Origin of the sequence: Halococcus sp. IIIV-5B (assembly GCF_003602035.1) — an archaeon.
GTDB classification, from domain to species: domain Archaea; phylum Halobacteriota; class Halobacteria; order Halobacteriales; family Halococcaceae; genus Halococcus; species Halococcus salsus.
The window spans coordinates 1-13646 of the sequence record NZ_QZWE01000026.1 but is presented as its reverse complement, the minus strand read 5'-3'; the positions used below and the strand labels follow the sequence as shown (position 1 = coordinate 13646).

The 13646-nt window shown below is 67.9% G+C and carries 11 protein-coding genes; 5 read left to right on the top strand and 6 right to left on the bottom strand.

Going from position 1 to position 13646, the window contains the following annotated elements:
* Window positions 1–408: 408 nt before the first annotated feature.
* On the bottom strand, window positions 409–1353 hold the full coding sequence (gene lipA / locus D3261_RS15175; RefSeq protein WP_120073795.1) for a lipoyl synthase: 945 nt from the start codon (window positions 1351–1353) through the stop codon (window positions 409–411).
* A gap of 146 nt (window positions 1354–1499) precedes the next feature.
* Here lipA and D3261_RS15170 point away from each other — a divergent pair, with 146 nt between their 5' ends.
* On the top strand, window positions 1500–2903 hold the full coding sequence (locus D3261_RS15170; protein ID WP_120073793.1) for an MATE family efflux transporter: 1404 nt from the start codon (window positions 1500–1502) through the stop codon (window positions 2901–2903).
* A 21-nt stretch (window positions 2904–2924) separates the two neighbouring features.
* Here D3261_RS15170 and D3261_RS15165 read toward each other — a convergent pair whose 3' ends face one another.
* Window positions 2925–4601: a TrkA family potassium uptake protein gene (locus tag D3261_RS15165; protein WP_120073791.1), complete on the bottom strand. Its 1677-nt coding sequence runs from the start codon at window positions 4599–4601 to the stop codon at window positions 2925–2927.
* An 88-nt stretch (window positions 4602–4689) separates the two neighbouring features.
* Here D3261_RS15165 and D3261_RS15160 point away from each other — a divergent pair, with 88 nt between their 5' ends.
* From D3261_RS15160 to D3261_RS15150, 3 genes are all read left to right on the top strand, one after another.
* Entirely contained in the window at window positions 4690–5286 is a 597-nt protein-coding gene (locus tag D3261_RS15160) for a hypothetical protein (RefSeq protein ID WP_120073789.1), read from the top strand.
* A gap of 217 nt (window positions 5287–5503) precedes the next feature.
* Window positions 5504–7831 (top strand): DEAD/DEAH box helicase, encoded by a 2328-nt coding sequence (locus D3261_RS15155; protein WP_120073787.1) that lies wholly within the window; start codon window positions 5504–5506, stop codon window positions 7829–7831.
* A gap of 407 nt (window positions 7832–8238) precedes the next feature.
* Window positions 8239–9975, top strand: a complete 1737-nt coding sequence (locus D3261_RS15150; RefSeq protein ID WP_120073785.1) for an alkaline phosphatase — start codon at window positions 8239–8241, stop codon at window positions 9973–9975.
* A gap of 373 nt (window positions 9976–10348) precedes the next feature.
* Here the strand turns inward: D3261_RS15150 and D3261_RS15145 are convergent, their stop codons facing one another.
* The 4 genes from D3261_RS15145 to D3261_RS15130 all read right to left on the bottom strand — a co-directional run bounded on the left by D3261_RS15145 (window position 10349) and on the right by D3261_RS15130 (window position 12847).
* On the bottom strand, window positions 10349–11011 hold the full coding sequence (locus D3261_RS15145; protein ID WP_120073783.1) for an HAD family phosphatase: 663 nt from the start codon (window positions 11009–11011) through the stop codon (window positions 10349–10351).
* A gap of 207 nt (window positions 11012–11218) precedes the next feature.
* Window positions 11219–11965 (bottom strand): sensor domain-containing protein, encoded by a 747-nt coding sequence (locus tag D3261_RS15140; protein ID WP_158589402.1) that lies wholly within the window; start codon window positions 11963–11965, stop codon window positions 11219–11221.
* Window positions 11966–12092: 127 nt separating this feature from the next.
* A complete protein-coding gene (locus tag D3261_RS15135) occupies window positions 12093–12494 on the bottom strand; it encodes a hypothetical protein (RefSeq protein WP_233554013.1) in 402 nt (133 codons plus the stop codon).
* Complete coding sequence (locus D3261_RS15130; RefSeq protein ID WP_120073777.1) at window positions 12494–12847, bottom strand: helix-turn-helix domain-containing protein; 354 nt, start codon at window positions 12845–12847, stop codon at window positions 12494–12496. Before D3261_RS15130 ends, D3261_RS15135 begins: the two co-directional genes overlap by 1 nt.
* 105 nt (window positions 12848–12952) lie before the next feature.
* Here D3261_RS15130 and D3261_RS15125 point away from each other — a divergent pair.
* Window positions 12953–13646, top strand: a 694-nt coding sequence (locus D3261_RS15125) for a type II CAAX prenyl endopeptidase Rce1 family protein (RefSeq protein WP_147464985.1), incomplete at its 3' end; no start/stop codon positions are given.

Sequence of the window (13646 nt, the reverse complement as noted above, 5' to 3'; positions counted from 1 at the left end):
TGTCTCTCGACGTTCGTCAACAGTTATCATTGATCGTCGACGAATCGGACGGCAGGCGCTCGGAGCCTGGAGACGGTCGGCGCGCGCTCGCGGTCGTGCGCGAGTGAAAACGAGCGCCGACCGCGGACACTGTGCGAGGTCTGCGCGAGCAACGCGAGCGCAGGCTTGGCAGAGCGAAGCTCTGCCAGTGGATGAGTGAGCGACCGACGGGAGTCGTTCGAAAGGCGCTTCGCGCCTTTCGTGATGACGAAAATCGCTACGCGATTTTCGAACCACGAACGAATCGGCTGGGGAGGCTCGTGGCTGTCGCGGGGTGGTGCGGTCTGCGGTTCTCAATTGTGTCGGGTTAGCAGCGGTCCTCGAAGCGATTCAGCCTCTTGAAAAACCGTTTCGGAAGAACAACCCGAATTACGCCGAGTTCGCGGCGGTTCGCGCGCTCTTGCGCGCCGCCTCGACCGACCGCCCCTCTCGAACGATCGCATCGACGAACAGCTCGCCCGCCTTGTACGACGAGCGCACCATCGGGCCGCTGGCACAGTAGAGGAAGCTCAACTCCTCTTCGGCGACCCGCCGCCACGTCTCGAACTTGTCGGGGTGGACGTAGTCGGAGACGTCGAGGTGGCTCCGGGAGGGCTGGAGGTACTGGCCGAGGGTCACCACGTCGACGTCCGCCTCTCGCAGATCCGAGAGCGTCTGGTAGACCTCGTGGTCGTACTCGCCGAGGCCGAGCATGACCGACGTTTTGGTGTACCCCTCGAAGCTGTCCGCCGCGTGTTCGAGCACCGAGAGCGACTGCTCGTAGCCGGCCCGGCGGTCGCGGACGGGCCACTGGAGCCGCGAGACGGTCTCGATGTTGTGGGCGATCACGTCCGGACCCGCCGCGATAATCTCGTCGACGAGGTCGGTCTCGCCACGGAAGTCGGGGATCAGCACCTCGACCAAGATCTCGGGGTCGCGTTCCTTGATCGCCGCGATGGTTCGCGCGAAGTGGGCCGCCCCCTGGTCCGCGAGGTCGTCGCGGTCGACGGAGGTGAGCACCACGTAGTCGAGCCCGATCTCCGCGACCGCCGCCGCGACGTTCTCGGGTTCGTCGGGATCGAGTTCACTCATCCCGCCGGTCTCGACGTCACAGAAGTTACAGCCGCGCGAGCACCGCTCGCCCATCAGCATGAACGTCGCGGTGCCGGGGCCCTCGCCCGCGCGTCCGGACCAGCACTCGCCCATGTTGGGGCAGTTGGCCTCCTCACAGACGGTGTGGAGGTCGCGGTCCCGCAGGGTTCGTTTGATGTCGGTGAACCGCTCCCCCGACGGCGGGCGGCTCTTCAGCCAGCCGGGTTTTCGCGCGCGACTCATTGGTGTCCCTCCGGGTCGCGTCGGCAAAAGGGTGGGGTTCGCCGTCACGACGCCGACCCAGCCCGGCCTTCCACCACGAGGGGGCCCGGCCTTCCGTCCCATCCGAAATACGAATGATTAATTACCATGACATATGAACGACCTCCGTGCTCGACCTCTCGTCCGAGGACATCACCCAGGGGTCGCTGACGCGGGCACTGGTCGTGCTCGCGACCCCGCTCTTGGTCCAGAACCTCGTACAGGTCGTCCAGCAGGTGGTCGACCTCTTCTTCCTCGGGCGGCTGAGTTCGGCCGCGGTCGCCGCGGTGGGGCTCTCGCTCCCGGTCCTCGCGCTGTGTTTCGCGTTCGTGATAACGCTCCCGTTCGTCGGCACCCAGATCCTCGTCTCCCAGCGCGTCGGCGGCGAGGACGTCTCCGGGGCGCGCCGGGCCGCCGCGACCGGGCTCGGGGTCGCGGTGGTGCTCGGGGTCGTCGGAGGGCTCGTCCTCTGGGTCGGCGCGCGCCCGCTCGTCGACCTCCTCACACGGCTCCAGCCGGGCGGGGCGAACGTCACGGCGCTCGCGACGGTCTATCTCGCCGTGGTCGCGGTCGGCCTGCCGGCGGCGGCCGCGAGCGACGCGATCGAGGCGGCCTTCGTCGGTTGGGGCGACTCGCGCGCACCGCTCTACATCTCGGTCGTCACGGTCGCCACCAATCTCGTGCTCGACCCGATCCTGATCTTCGGGCTCGGGCCGGCCCCCGCGCTCGGGGTGGAGGGCGCGGCGCTCGCCACGGTCGCCGGCTACGTCGCCGGGTTCCTGCTCGCGGCGGGCCTCGCGCTCGCCGGCCGCGACGGCTGGATCTACACCCGGGCGACCGCTCGGTTCGACACCGACGACCTCCGGGAGCTGTTCGACGTCGGCGCGCCGATCGCCGGACAGGGGGTCGTGCGCCAGGTCGTTCGGGTCCTGATCGTCACGGTGGCGTTCGCGGCGGGCGGCACGGCGGGCCTCGCGGCCTACTCCATCGGCGGCCGAGTCGCTTCGGTCGCCTTCGTGCCCGCCCTCGGCCTCCAGCAGGCCGCCCAGAGCGTTGTCGGGCAGAACCTCGGTGCCGCGAAGCCCGCCCGTGCCGAACGGGCGACCTATCTCGGGGTGGCGATCGCCGGCGGCGGGCTCGCGGTCATCGGTGCCGTCCAGTGGCTCTTCCCGGTCCCGGTCACCACCCTGTTCGCGCCGGCGCTCACCGACCGCGCGCTCTCGCTTTCGGTCTCGTACCTCGAAATCCTCGCCTACGGCTACCCCGCCATCGGCGTCGCCTACCTCTTCGAGGCGGGCTTCAACGGCGCGCGCCGGACCCGCACCAGCCTCGTCGCCACGCTCGCGCAGTTCTGCGTCGTTCGACTTCCGATCGCCGCGGGTGTGGGAGTCGTGCTGGGGGTCGGCGTCGCCGCGGTGTTCTGGGCCGTGACGATATCGAACTTTGCCGCCGCCGTCGGTCTCTGGCTCTACTACCGTCGCGAGGTGGGCGACGGGATGCTCGACCGGGCGAGCGAGCGCGCCAGCACCTGACCGGCGGACCGGCCGGGCGTTTCACTCCCCGGGAAGGCGTCGAAGCCGTTCGTCGGTCCCCGCGACGACGAGCGTATCCCCGTCGGCGATCCGGACGGTGTCGTCGGCCAGGAACTCCCCGTCGCGTTCGAGGCCGACGCCCACCCACTCCTGATTGGCGTTCCGCTGGATCTCCCCGAGGTCCTGGCCGACGAACTCGTCGCTCTCGACCCTGGCGAACCGTATCTGCCCGATCGGATGCACCACCGGCTCCCGGTGGGCTTCGGCGGCGAGGAGTCGTGCGATCGTCCGTCGCTCGGAGAGCACGTAGTCCGCCCCCGCGTCGAACGCCTTCGCCACGTCCTCCGCGTTGGTCACCCGAACCAGGATGTCGATCTCGTTGGCCATCGACCGGCCGACCGCCGTGGCGAGCAGCGCGGTCTCGTCGTCGTCGACGGCCACGATGAACGCCGTCGCGTCCTCGATACCGGCGTCCGCGAGCACGGGTCCGTCGCTCGCGTTCCCCACCACGTCCGCCCCCGTGCTCTCGTCCACGTCGATGGTGGTGACGTCGACCTGGTCCGGGAGGCTTTCCGTGACCGCCGTTCCCGCCTCGCCGAGCCCGGCGACCACGACGCTGTCGTACGTCGTCAGCGACCGGAACCCGTCCTCGCCGTGGACCTCCTCGAAAGCGGCCTCGGGCCCGACGACCACGAGCACCGCGTTCGGCGACAGCCGTTCCGACGACCGGGGCGGAAGCCGTAGCTCACCGTCGATCCACGCACCGACCAACGTCAGATCCGGGTTCGTCACGATTGGCGTGTCCTCGACCCGCGCCCCGGCGAGCGGCCCGTCGTGGCGGACGACCAGCTCCCGGACCACGGTCCCGTCGCCGATGGCGTCGGCCGCGGTCGCGAACGTCGCCGTCGCCGTCGCCTTCTCCGCCAGCTGGCGGCCGATGAGCGACGGGACGCAGACCACCCGGTCCACCCCGACCTGTTCGAGCGCGTCCTGCCGGTCGGGGGTCTCGGTGAGCGAGAGCACCCGGACGTCCTCGTTGCACTGGTGGGCCGTCAGCGCGACGCTGGCGTTGCGCGCCCGCGCGTCCGTGACGACCAGCGCGGCGTTCTCGACCCCGGCCCGTTGGAGCGTCTCCATCTTCGTCGGGTCGCCGTCGATGACCTGATAGTCGCGATTCGAGAGGTCGATAGCTTCGTCTTTGTCCGGATCGACCAGGACGTAGTCGATCCCCGAGGCCTCGAACTCGTTGAGTAGCACGTCCTTCCCCCGACCGTACTCACAGACCACGACGTGGTCGTCCTTGGCGGTGAGGCGGTCGTCGAGCACCACCGGGGCGCGCTCGAACAGCGGGATGATGAGAATGCGAAGCGTGATGAAGCCGATGAGCACCCCGGATATCTGATACCAGATGATGAGGAGGTTCATGTACGGCGTTATCCACGGCGCGTCGGCCCCGTACCCGGTGGTGGTCATGGTGTCGACGACCGTTTCGAGCGCGTGGAAGAACGATATGTCGTCGCCTTCGAGGGTCCGCATGCCGGTCTGGTAGATGACGGTGTAGACCAGGATGATCGAAACCAGCGCCCCGAGAAACTTCACCACCGTTCGCTGTCGTCCCGTCATGTCGCCCAGGGACTCGACCGATCGAAGCTGGCGGAGCTGTTGTTCGAGCGGTCCCTGCGGCTTCTCGGAACTCATTCCTGTGGGTGCTCGCGTGGCCCCAATGAGGCTTTGGCTTGTACGTGGGGCGGAACACACTGATACCGCTCCCGAACCAACGGCGGCCATGAGCGCACCCGTAGCCACCCTCGTCGGTCGTGCCCGCGGTGGCTGGAACTACTACCGGCGATACACCCAACGGCGCACGGGGGTCCACGCCGGGGCGACGGCGGCCCTCACCGTTCTCGGGCTGCTCGCGTACTACGAGCGGCTGTTCGCGCTCGTGGCGATCGTCGCGTACCTGATCCCGCCCGTCTACCTCTATCTCACCGGCGACGACCTCTCCGACCCCGAACCCCGACCAGTGGACCCCGAACCCCGACCGGCGGATCCCGAACCCGCGACCGCGCCGAACGACCCCGCCTCCCGGCCGACCCGTTCGGCCACGACCCCGGATACCGACGCCGATTCAGATGGAGTCGATGTGGATTCCGACGGAGTGGATCGGGATTCCGACGGAGTCGATTCGGACTCTGACGGAATCGACGCCGACTTCGACGGAGCCGACGCGGATGTCGATGGTCACGATGCGGACGCCGATGGAGCCGACGCCGACTCTGACGGGGTCGATAGGGATTCCGACGGCGACGATAGGGACTCGGATGGCGACACGGACTCGGACGGCGACGACGGGGACACGGACAGCGACTCCGACGGCGACTGACCCGTTACCGGACCGCTCGAACGCTCGCCGGCGGTCCCCGATGCGGGAGAAGAAACGCCTTTGTCGGCCCCACCCCCAGTATCGTTTCACGTGATCACCGTCGCTTCGTCCGACCCGCGAGGACCGACGCGGGACCGCCGGGGGCGGGCTCCGTGAGCCCCGTCGTTTCGCGTTGCTCACGACGACCTCCCACGGACCCCCCTACGGGAGGATCCGTATGAGCGTCGCCGAGACGGTCCCCGAGTTCGCCGACGCGTTCGCCTTCGAGGAGTTCAACCGGATGCAGCGCGAGGCGTTGCCCGCGATCCTCGAACGCGAGGAGAACGTCGTCGCCAGCGCGCCGACGGCCTCGGGCAAGACCGCGCTCGCCGAACTCGCGATCTGTAAATGCCTGCAGGAAGGGGGGACCGCCCTCTTCATCGCGCCGCTGCGCGCGCTCACCAACGAGAAGGAGTCCGAGTGGGAGCGCTTCGAGTCGATGGGATATTCCGTGTACGTCGTCACCGGCGAGCGCGACCTCGTCCCCCACCGCGCCGAGCGCGCCGACATCCTCGTGATGACCCCCGAGAAGGTGGACTCCGCGACGCGGAAACACGACTCCCCCAGATATGGCTTCATCACCGACGTCTCGTGCTGTGTGATCGACGAGGTCCACCTCCTCGACTCCGAGAAGCGCGGGAGCGTGCTCGAAGTCACCATCTCCCGGCTCCGGCGGCTCTGTGACCCCCGCGTGGTCGCGCTCTCGGCCACGATGCCCAACGTGGGCGACATCGCCGACTGGCTCGACGCGCCCCCCGAAACCACCTTCGACTTCGGCGACGAGTATCGACCCGTCGACCTCGAATCGGGTGTCCGGACCTACACCCACGGCGAGAACGCCTTCGCCGACAAGTACCGTCGTCTCTATCGTGCGCTCGACCTCGCCGAGGACCACATCCGGGACGAGGGCCAGGCGCTCGTGTTCGTGGCCTCGCGCCAGGACACCGTCCGAGCGGCCGAGAAGGCCCGCGACGAACTCGCCTCCAGGGACGTGCCGATGGGCGCGCGCGGCGACTACGACTTTCATACGGAGAGCCAGGTCCTCGAGAACCAGACCCTCCGGAACTCCGTGCTCGACGGCGTGGCCTTCCACCACGCGGGTCTCTCGCGGTCCGACAAGGACCACGTCGAGGAGTGGTTCCGCGAGGGGAAGGTTCAGCTCCTCTTCTCGACCTCGACGCTCGCGTGGGGGGTCAACCTCCCCGCTCGGTGCGTCGTGATCCGCGACACGAAGTACCACGACCCCCTCGAAGGAGAGGTGGACATGAGCCCGCTCGACGTGCTCCAGATGCTCGGGCGCGCGGGTCGGCCGGGCTACGACGACGCGGGCTACGCCTACGTGGTCTGTGACGCCGCCGACGCCGACAAGTACCGGAAACTCCTCCGCGACGGGAAGGAGATCGACTCCCACCTCGCCGCGGACCTCGACACCCACCTCAACGCCGAGATCGCGATGGGAACCATCAGGGATGTCGGCGACGTGATGGACTGGCTCGAAACCACCTTCGGGTTCGTGCGGGCGAAGAACGGCCACGTGACCGACGCGGTCGAGAACCTTCGCGAGGAGGTTCGTGAGACCCTCTCCGAACTCCGGGACCGGGGGTTCATCGAGACGGACGACCTCGACGTCGCTGCGACGCCGCTCGGCACCCTGACCTCGTCGTACTACCTCCGGCTGCCGACCGCCCGCCGCTTTTTCGACCTCGCGGGGACCGATCCCGGAATCCGAGGGATCCTCGAAACCGTCGCGAAGAGCACGGAGTTCGACAGCGTCAACGCCCGCCGCGCCGAGCGCGACGCCATCGCGGGGGTGCTCGGATCCGGCGGCGACCTCGACTCGGGGCCCCGGAAGGTGCTCGCGATCCTCGAATCCAGCACCCGCGGCTCGACGCCGTCCGAACTCCGGAGCGACGCATGGGTCATCAGGCAGAACGCGCTCCGACTCCTCGCCGCGCTCGGGGCCTTCCTCGACCGCTTCGGGTCGGCATGGGAGGCCAACCGGGCGTGTTGCGTCGCGGCCCGGATCGAGAACGGTGTGGACGAGGACGCGGTCGCGCTCACCGCCATCGACGGCGTCGGGCCGGGCCGGGCGAGCAAGCTCGCCAGCTCGGGGATCGAGACGCCGGCGGACGTCGTTTCGGCCGGGGTCGACGACCTCGTCGAGATCGGGCTCTCGGAGGGGGTCGCCGAGCGGGTGGTCGAGCGTGCGCGCGCCCTGCCCGCGCTCGACATCGACTGGGGGGCCTTCCCCGAGCGGATCGCGCGCGGCGAGAACGACCTGTGTGAGGTCACCGTCGAGAACCGAGGCGAGGGCGCGCGAGCTGGCCTTCGGGTGACGGTCAACGACACTCAGATGACCGAGACCGCGTCGTTTCTGGGGAGCGAGACCCTCCCCGCGCCGGTCTTCGGCGGCGAGCCCGACACGCTGACGTTCGCCGTCGAGGTCGTCTTCCCCGACCTGCCGCTCCCGCCGGTTACGGAAACCAGAACTGTGTGGGTGGATTGAGCCGCCGCCGAAACCGGCTTCGCATCGGAACCAACCGCCGTGGCGCGCGCTCGCGGTCGGTCCGAACGATAGTGAGGGGCGACCGCGGACATTGTGCGAGGGATGACTGAGCGAGCGGCGCGAGCGAAGGAATCGGCTGGGGAGGCATGTGGCTGTCGCGGGGCGGTGGCGGGAGCGGCGCGGAGTGATTAGTGATTGTACCGCGAGTGAGCTGTAGGCGAACGAGCGGCCCTTTTTAGTCCACTGGAAGAGCTTCGCTCTTCCAAGCTCTCCTTCACTTCGTTCAGGAGAACAGGTTTTTGGGCGGGGGTTGAGCGCGAGCGAGCCGAAGGCGAGCGAGCGCGATTCCCCCGTCGAAAAAAGTGGGGTCCGGTAGTTTCAATCCACCCCGCCCGAAAATCGAACCGATGACGAGTGACGGTCACGAGAAGCTCGCCGCCGCGCTCGACGCGCGCTCGCTCTCCTTTCCGGTCGAACCCGACGACGCCGCCGAGGAAGACCCGTTCGACGCCGACCCCGACGCCGCCCCCGAACCGACTTTCCCGCAGTCGGTCGCGAGCGGCGGGCCCGAATCGACGGGGGTCGTCGTCTGGACCCGGATCGACCCCGAGGCGTATCGCGAGGACCAGCCGCTGGGGATCGAGGTCGCCCACGACCCGGACTTCGACGAGGTTGTCTACCGCGGCACCGTCACCGCCGAGCACGTCACGCCCGAGCACGACTACGCCGTCTCGGTGGACCTGCTGGGGCTGCTCGACCCCGACCGGTTCTACCACTACCGGTTCACCTACGACGGGGTTCGGAGCCGAGTCGGGCGGTGTCGCACGTTGCCCGCCGCCGACGCGAGCCCCGACTCGCTCCGGCTCGCGGTGTTGACCTGCCAGGATTACACCAACGGCTACTACGGCGCGTACCATCGCGTCGCCGAGGAGGACGTCGACTTTGTCGTCCACGTCGGGGACTTCATCTACGAGTCCGTGGCGGGCGACTACAAGGGCCTCGGGAGTCCCGACCTCCCCGACCGGGACCTCGAACTCCCGAGCGGCCACGACCTCGCGTGGACCCTCGAAGACTACCGATATCTCTACCGGGCTTATCGTTCGGACGAGCACCTTCAGGAGGCGCTCGAACGCCACACCATCATCGCAGCGCGAGACGACCACGAGTTCACCGACAACGTCCACTGGGACCCGGACGCGGGCGCACCGCGCGGACCGGAGCATCCCCGCGGGCGGGACCCCGAGTTCATGCTGGGGCTCGCGGCGGACGCGCTCACGGCGTGGTGGGAGTACATGCCCTCGCGGATCGGCTACGACCCCGAGGCCGACTCGTTCGGCGAGCGCTACCGGCTCTGGCAGTCCTTCGCGTTCGGCGACCTCGTGGACCTGGTGATGACCGACGAGCGGCTCTACCGCGACCCGCCGCGCAACGCCGACAACCACCTACCGGCGTGGTTCCCGCTCTCGTTCGGCCACGACGCGCCCGAACGGAGCATGCTCGGGGACGACCAGCGCGAGTGGTTCCTCGACGAGGTCCGGGACTCGGAAGCGACCTGGACGGTGTGGTCCGACGAGGTGCTGACGGTGCCGTTCCGGGTGGGCGTGGGCCCGCTGTCCCTCCATCCCTCCGAGAGCGGCTGGGACGGGTACGGCTACGAGCGCCGGCTCATCACCGACGAGGTCGCGCGGGCCGACATCGAGAACTTCGTCACCCTCACGGGCGACATGCACTGCTACATCGCGAGCTACCAGCAGACCACGTACGAGAACCCCTTCTCGCACGTCTTCGGCGGCGAACCCGCGAACACCGACCACCGGGTCGGCGTCGAGTTCATGACGCCCGCGATCACGAGCGTCACCGTCAGCGAGGGCCTCGGGGCCAGCGGTGGGTTGTGGGGCTCGGTCTCGGAAACGCTCCTCTCGCCGTTCGTCCGGGCCCAGAACCCTCACATCGAATTCTTCGACAGCCACCACTGGGGCTACTCGGTCGTGGAGTTCACGCCGGAGGAGTGTACCTACACCGCCTACTCGGTGGACAAGCTCGACGACTCGTCCGACCCCGATACGGAGCTCATGGTCGCGCTCCGGGTGCCCGAGGGCCGGGTCGAGATCCAGGACCGTTCGCTCGACGAAACGGATGTCTGAACCCACGTACGGGCGGTGCGGTCGGCACGCGGCCTGCGCCGGGCGAGACGGCGAAGCCGTCTCGCTGGACGTGCGAACGGGCGCTTCGCGCCCGTGAGCAGACGCCGTCCGTCTGGCGGCGCGCGACGCTCGTGTGAGGGATGAGCACCGTGGTTCGAGAGAGCTTCGCTCTCTCGTCATCACGAAACGGCTTCGCCGTTTCGAACGACAGTGAGCGACCAGCGGGAGCGAACGAGGAGCGCAGTCGGCTGGGGAGGCGTGTGGCCGTTGCGGGGCGGTCGCGGTGCGGTTTCCCGTTTGTATCAGTGTTCGGGATCGGTTCCGTGGCTATTCAAAAACAAACACCGACTTGAGCTGTTTCACGGATCCTCGCTTATCGCGCGAGCAGTTCGGCTCTGAGTTCCTGCGGCCCATCGACCACCACGTCCGCCGCCGAGAGGTCGAGGGTTCGGTCGCTCCCGCCGCGATAGCCGATGCAGGTCGCGCCGGCGGCCGTGGCGGAGGCGACCCCGTTGGTCGAGTCCTCGACCGCGACGCAGTCGGCCGGGTCGACGCCGACCGCCTCGGCGGCGTGACGGTAGATGTGGGGTTCGGGTTTGCCGGGGCCGTCGATCTCCTCGGCCGAGACCGTCGCGTCGAAGCCCGTGAGGTCGAAGCGCTCGCGGACCATCTCGATCCACTCGGGCGGCGAGGAGGTCACGATGGCGAGCCGGATCCCTCGGTCCCGGAGCGTGCCACAGAGGTCGCGAAAGCCGTCCATGAGTTCGGCGCGTTCGGTGTAGAGCTCCGCGGCGCACTCCTCGTAGATCGCTTGGAGCTCGTCCGTGCCGACCGCCGCGTCGTAGTTCTCGGTGAGGTACTCGGCGATCTCCTTGTAGTTCATCCCGGTGATCTCGCCGGGATCGAGCCCCGAGACCTCCGCCGCAGGGAGGATCCGCTCCTCCTCGTACTCGGCCCAGTAGCGTTCGGAGTCGACGATGACGCCGTCCATGTCGAACAGTACGGCCTCGATGGTCCGCTCCCCGTCAGTAGTCATTCTTCGTTCGGCTACACTCACACCGTCAAAGTGTATTCTGGTTCGGTCCCGTTCGGACTCGACGCTGTAGGCGTTCTCGTGAGCGGGTCGACACATCCCCGTCCGTGCCGGTTCAGTCGTGCGTTCTCGCGGCTATTCGGCTCGTCCGAATCGGGTCGCGACGTTCGTCGAACGTCGCGGTGAGTACGGTCTCGACCCGACGACGGTTCAGCTGGACTCGTCTCGGGCTCGGAGCATCGCTCTCGCGAACGCCCCTTCGACACGCGCGGCCCCGTTGAGGAGGTGTAGCGTGCACAGAACGGCCACGAGACCACCGACCGAGGCCAGCAGTGCCTCGCCCAGCGTGTCGATCCGCTCGATACTCGTCTCGACCGCCACGCTGATGAAGTTCCCGTAGATCGCTCCCGCGGTCTCGGCGACCCAGACGTCGGCGACGACCGACGCCCACGGCAGAGTGATAGAAACCCCCGCCGTGTCGTAGTAGAGCGGCGCGAGGAGCAGCGAGATGGAAACCGCGAGCAGCGTGACGATGAGGACGAACCAAACGAGCCCGGTCGCGAACTTCGTCGGCAGATAGACGAGTCCGGTCCACGTCCGGCGGTCGACGAGGACCGTCCCGAGGCGTTCCCGGACGTCGCCGGTCGACGTGGTGTGGTCTTCCGGAATCGGGATCTCGACGCCGAGGAGTTCCACCGCGAGCCATCGCTCGAACCGTGTCAACAGGTTGACCGCGACCAGCATCCCGACCAGCAGCGGGATCCCGACGAGGACGATCGCCAACCCGAGGCTCAACGAGAACCCGGTGGTCAGGAAGACGAAGTAACACAGTCCGAGCGGGAACGTGAGCAACAGGTACGCGACGTTTCGGTACGTCTGCCCGCGCACTACGACGCCGAGAAACGCCCGAACCGCGTCTCGTGGGGTGGCGGTCGACCGTGGCCGCGTCAGCTCCACTGGCAACCTCCATCGGAACCGATGCCACGAGCGCTCCAGTCGGCTCTCGAAACGGTCGGTCGCCGTTCGGTATCGACCGACCGATCGACCGTGTCGCACGAACGTGAGTGAGGTGGGTACATCGAATTCAGTCCTCCTGTGGTGTCGTCTTCCGTCGGGTATGGTCGGCGTCCGACCGGTCGTGTCTGCCGTACAGCGCGTACATGATACAGCCGAGCCCCGCCAGGTCGACCGCACGCTGCACGCCCAGCGTCACGAACGGGTCCTGTCCACCGAGCGAGCCGAGCACGACCGAGACGCCGAAGGACACGGCGGTGAGCAACACGAGGCCGGTAGAGAGAAACAACATCGGGCGGTTGTCGTTGCGCCGGTAGCCCCGATAGGCTTGGTAGCCGATGAACAACCCCAGGACTGCGGTGAGCACGCCACCCAGGAACAGCACCAGCGCCTCGACGGCGGGCAGTCCGCTCGACTCGATCTGCAGGGGCGAACGCATCACTTCGAGAGCCGAGAGGAGCGACGTGTTCATCATCTGAGGTCGTTCACCATGCGGGTGAACCGGTCGGCGACGTCCGGTTCACGTCGTGCTATCTCGGCGGTGAACACGCCGTCGTGCAATCGGATCGACACCCCTTCGAGGCGAGCGGTGTAGACCGCGTAGTGGTTGCCGCCGGGGTCGATCCGGGTCCGTTCGGTGACCAGGTCGTGGGCTTTGAGTCGCTCGAGCCGTCGGTAGATCGTCGGCGGCGAAGCGTCGCAGGTCTCGCTGAGTTGGGTTGCTGACATTGGTTCGATGCTGGTCGCGGCGAGGACCGCGCGAGCGTACTCGTCATCGAGCACGGCGGCTATCGTCGCCGTGTCGGTGTCGCGTTCCTCGTCCACGAACAGCCGTACGACGAGTGCACATATAATTCGGGAGGGGCAGTTTCAGACCCGGAAACCACCCATCGGCGTTCAATACCTCCGTCGTCCATTCGATAGCCGGCAATGGCTGAACCAGACGACGAACGAAAGACGGTTGCCGTCGACGGGACGGTCGAAGACGAACGAACGCCCGACCGGGGTGTGGGTGCACTCATGCGCCGCCACAGCCTCGTGTCGTTTTACGTTCTGGCGTACGGACTGAGTTGGGTGGCCTGGCTGCCCTACGTTCTCTCCGAAAACGGCGTGGGTATCTGGCGGTTCTCCTTCCCCGAGGTTCTCGGGACCTCACAGTTCACCGGAATGCTCTTCGGGGCGTACCTCGGCCCGCTGGGCGCTGCGTTCCTCGTGACGGCGCTCGCCGAGGGGCGGCCGGGTCTGCGTCGCTGGGGCGCGCGGGTGTTTCGGTGGCGCGTCAGTTGGCGCTGGTACGCGGTCGCCCTCCTCGCTGCTCCGGTGGTCATCACGATCGGTACCGTGGTCGTGGCTGGAACGGACGCCGGACTCCGCGTCCCGCCCGTCGAGCTCCTGGCGCTGTACGTGCCGTTCCTCCTGCTACAGGTGCTCACGACGGGACTGGCCGAGGAACCCGGCTGGCGCGACTTCGCGCTGGTGCGCCACCAGCAGGTGCACGGTCCCTTCCTCGGTACGCTGATCCTCGGTGTGCTGTGGGCTGGCTGGCACTTCCCGCTGTTCCTGACCGACTGGGGAGTGGGGGTCGGCGGGGCGAGCGTGGGGACGCTGCTCGCGTTCACCGCCT

Excerpts from the sequence above, each read along its gene's own strand:
- lipA (WP_120073795.1), bottom strand. The coding sequence starts at position 1,353 with ATGAGTCGCGCGCGAAAACCCGGCTGGCTGAAGAGCCGCCCGCCGTCG.
- D3261_RS15165 (WP_120073791.1), bottom strand. The coding sequence starts at position 4,601 with ATGAGTTCCGAGAAGCCGCAGGGACCGCTCGAACAACAGCTCCGCCAG.
- D3261_RS15160 (WP_120073789.1), top strand. The coding sequence starts at position 4,690 with ATGAGCGCACCCGTAGCCACCCTCGTCGGTCGTGCCCGCGGTGGCTGG.
- D3261_RS15155 (WP_120073787.1), top strand. The coding sequence starts at position 5,504 with ATGAGCGTCGCCGAGACGGTCCCCGAGTTCGCCGACGCGTTCGCCTTC.
- D3261_RS15150 (WP_120073785.1), top strand. The coding sequence starts at position 8,239 with ATGACGAGTGACGGTCACGAGAAGCTCGCCGCCGCGCTCGACGCGCGC.
- D3261_RS15145 (WP_120073783.1), bottom strand. The coding sequence starts at position 11,011 with ATGACTACTGACGGGGAGCGGACCATCGAGGCCGTACTGTTCGACATG.
- D3261_RS15135 (WP_233554013.1), bottom strand. The coding sequence starts at position 12,494 with ATGAACACGTCGCTCCTCTCGGCTCTCGAAGTGATGCGTTCGCCCCTG.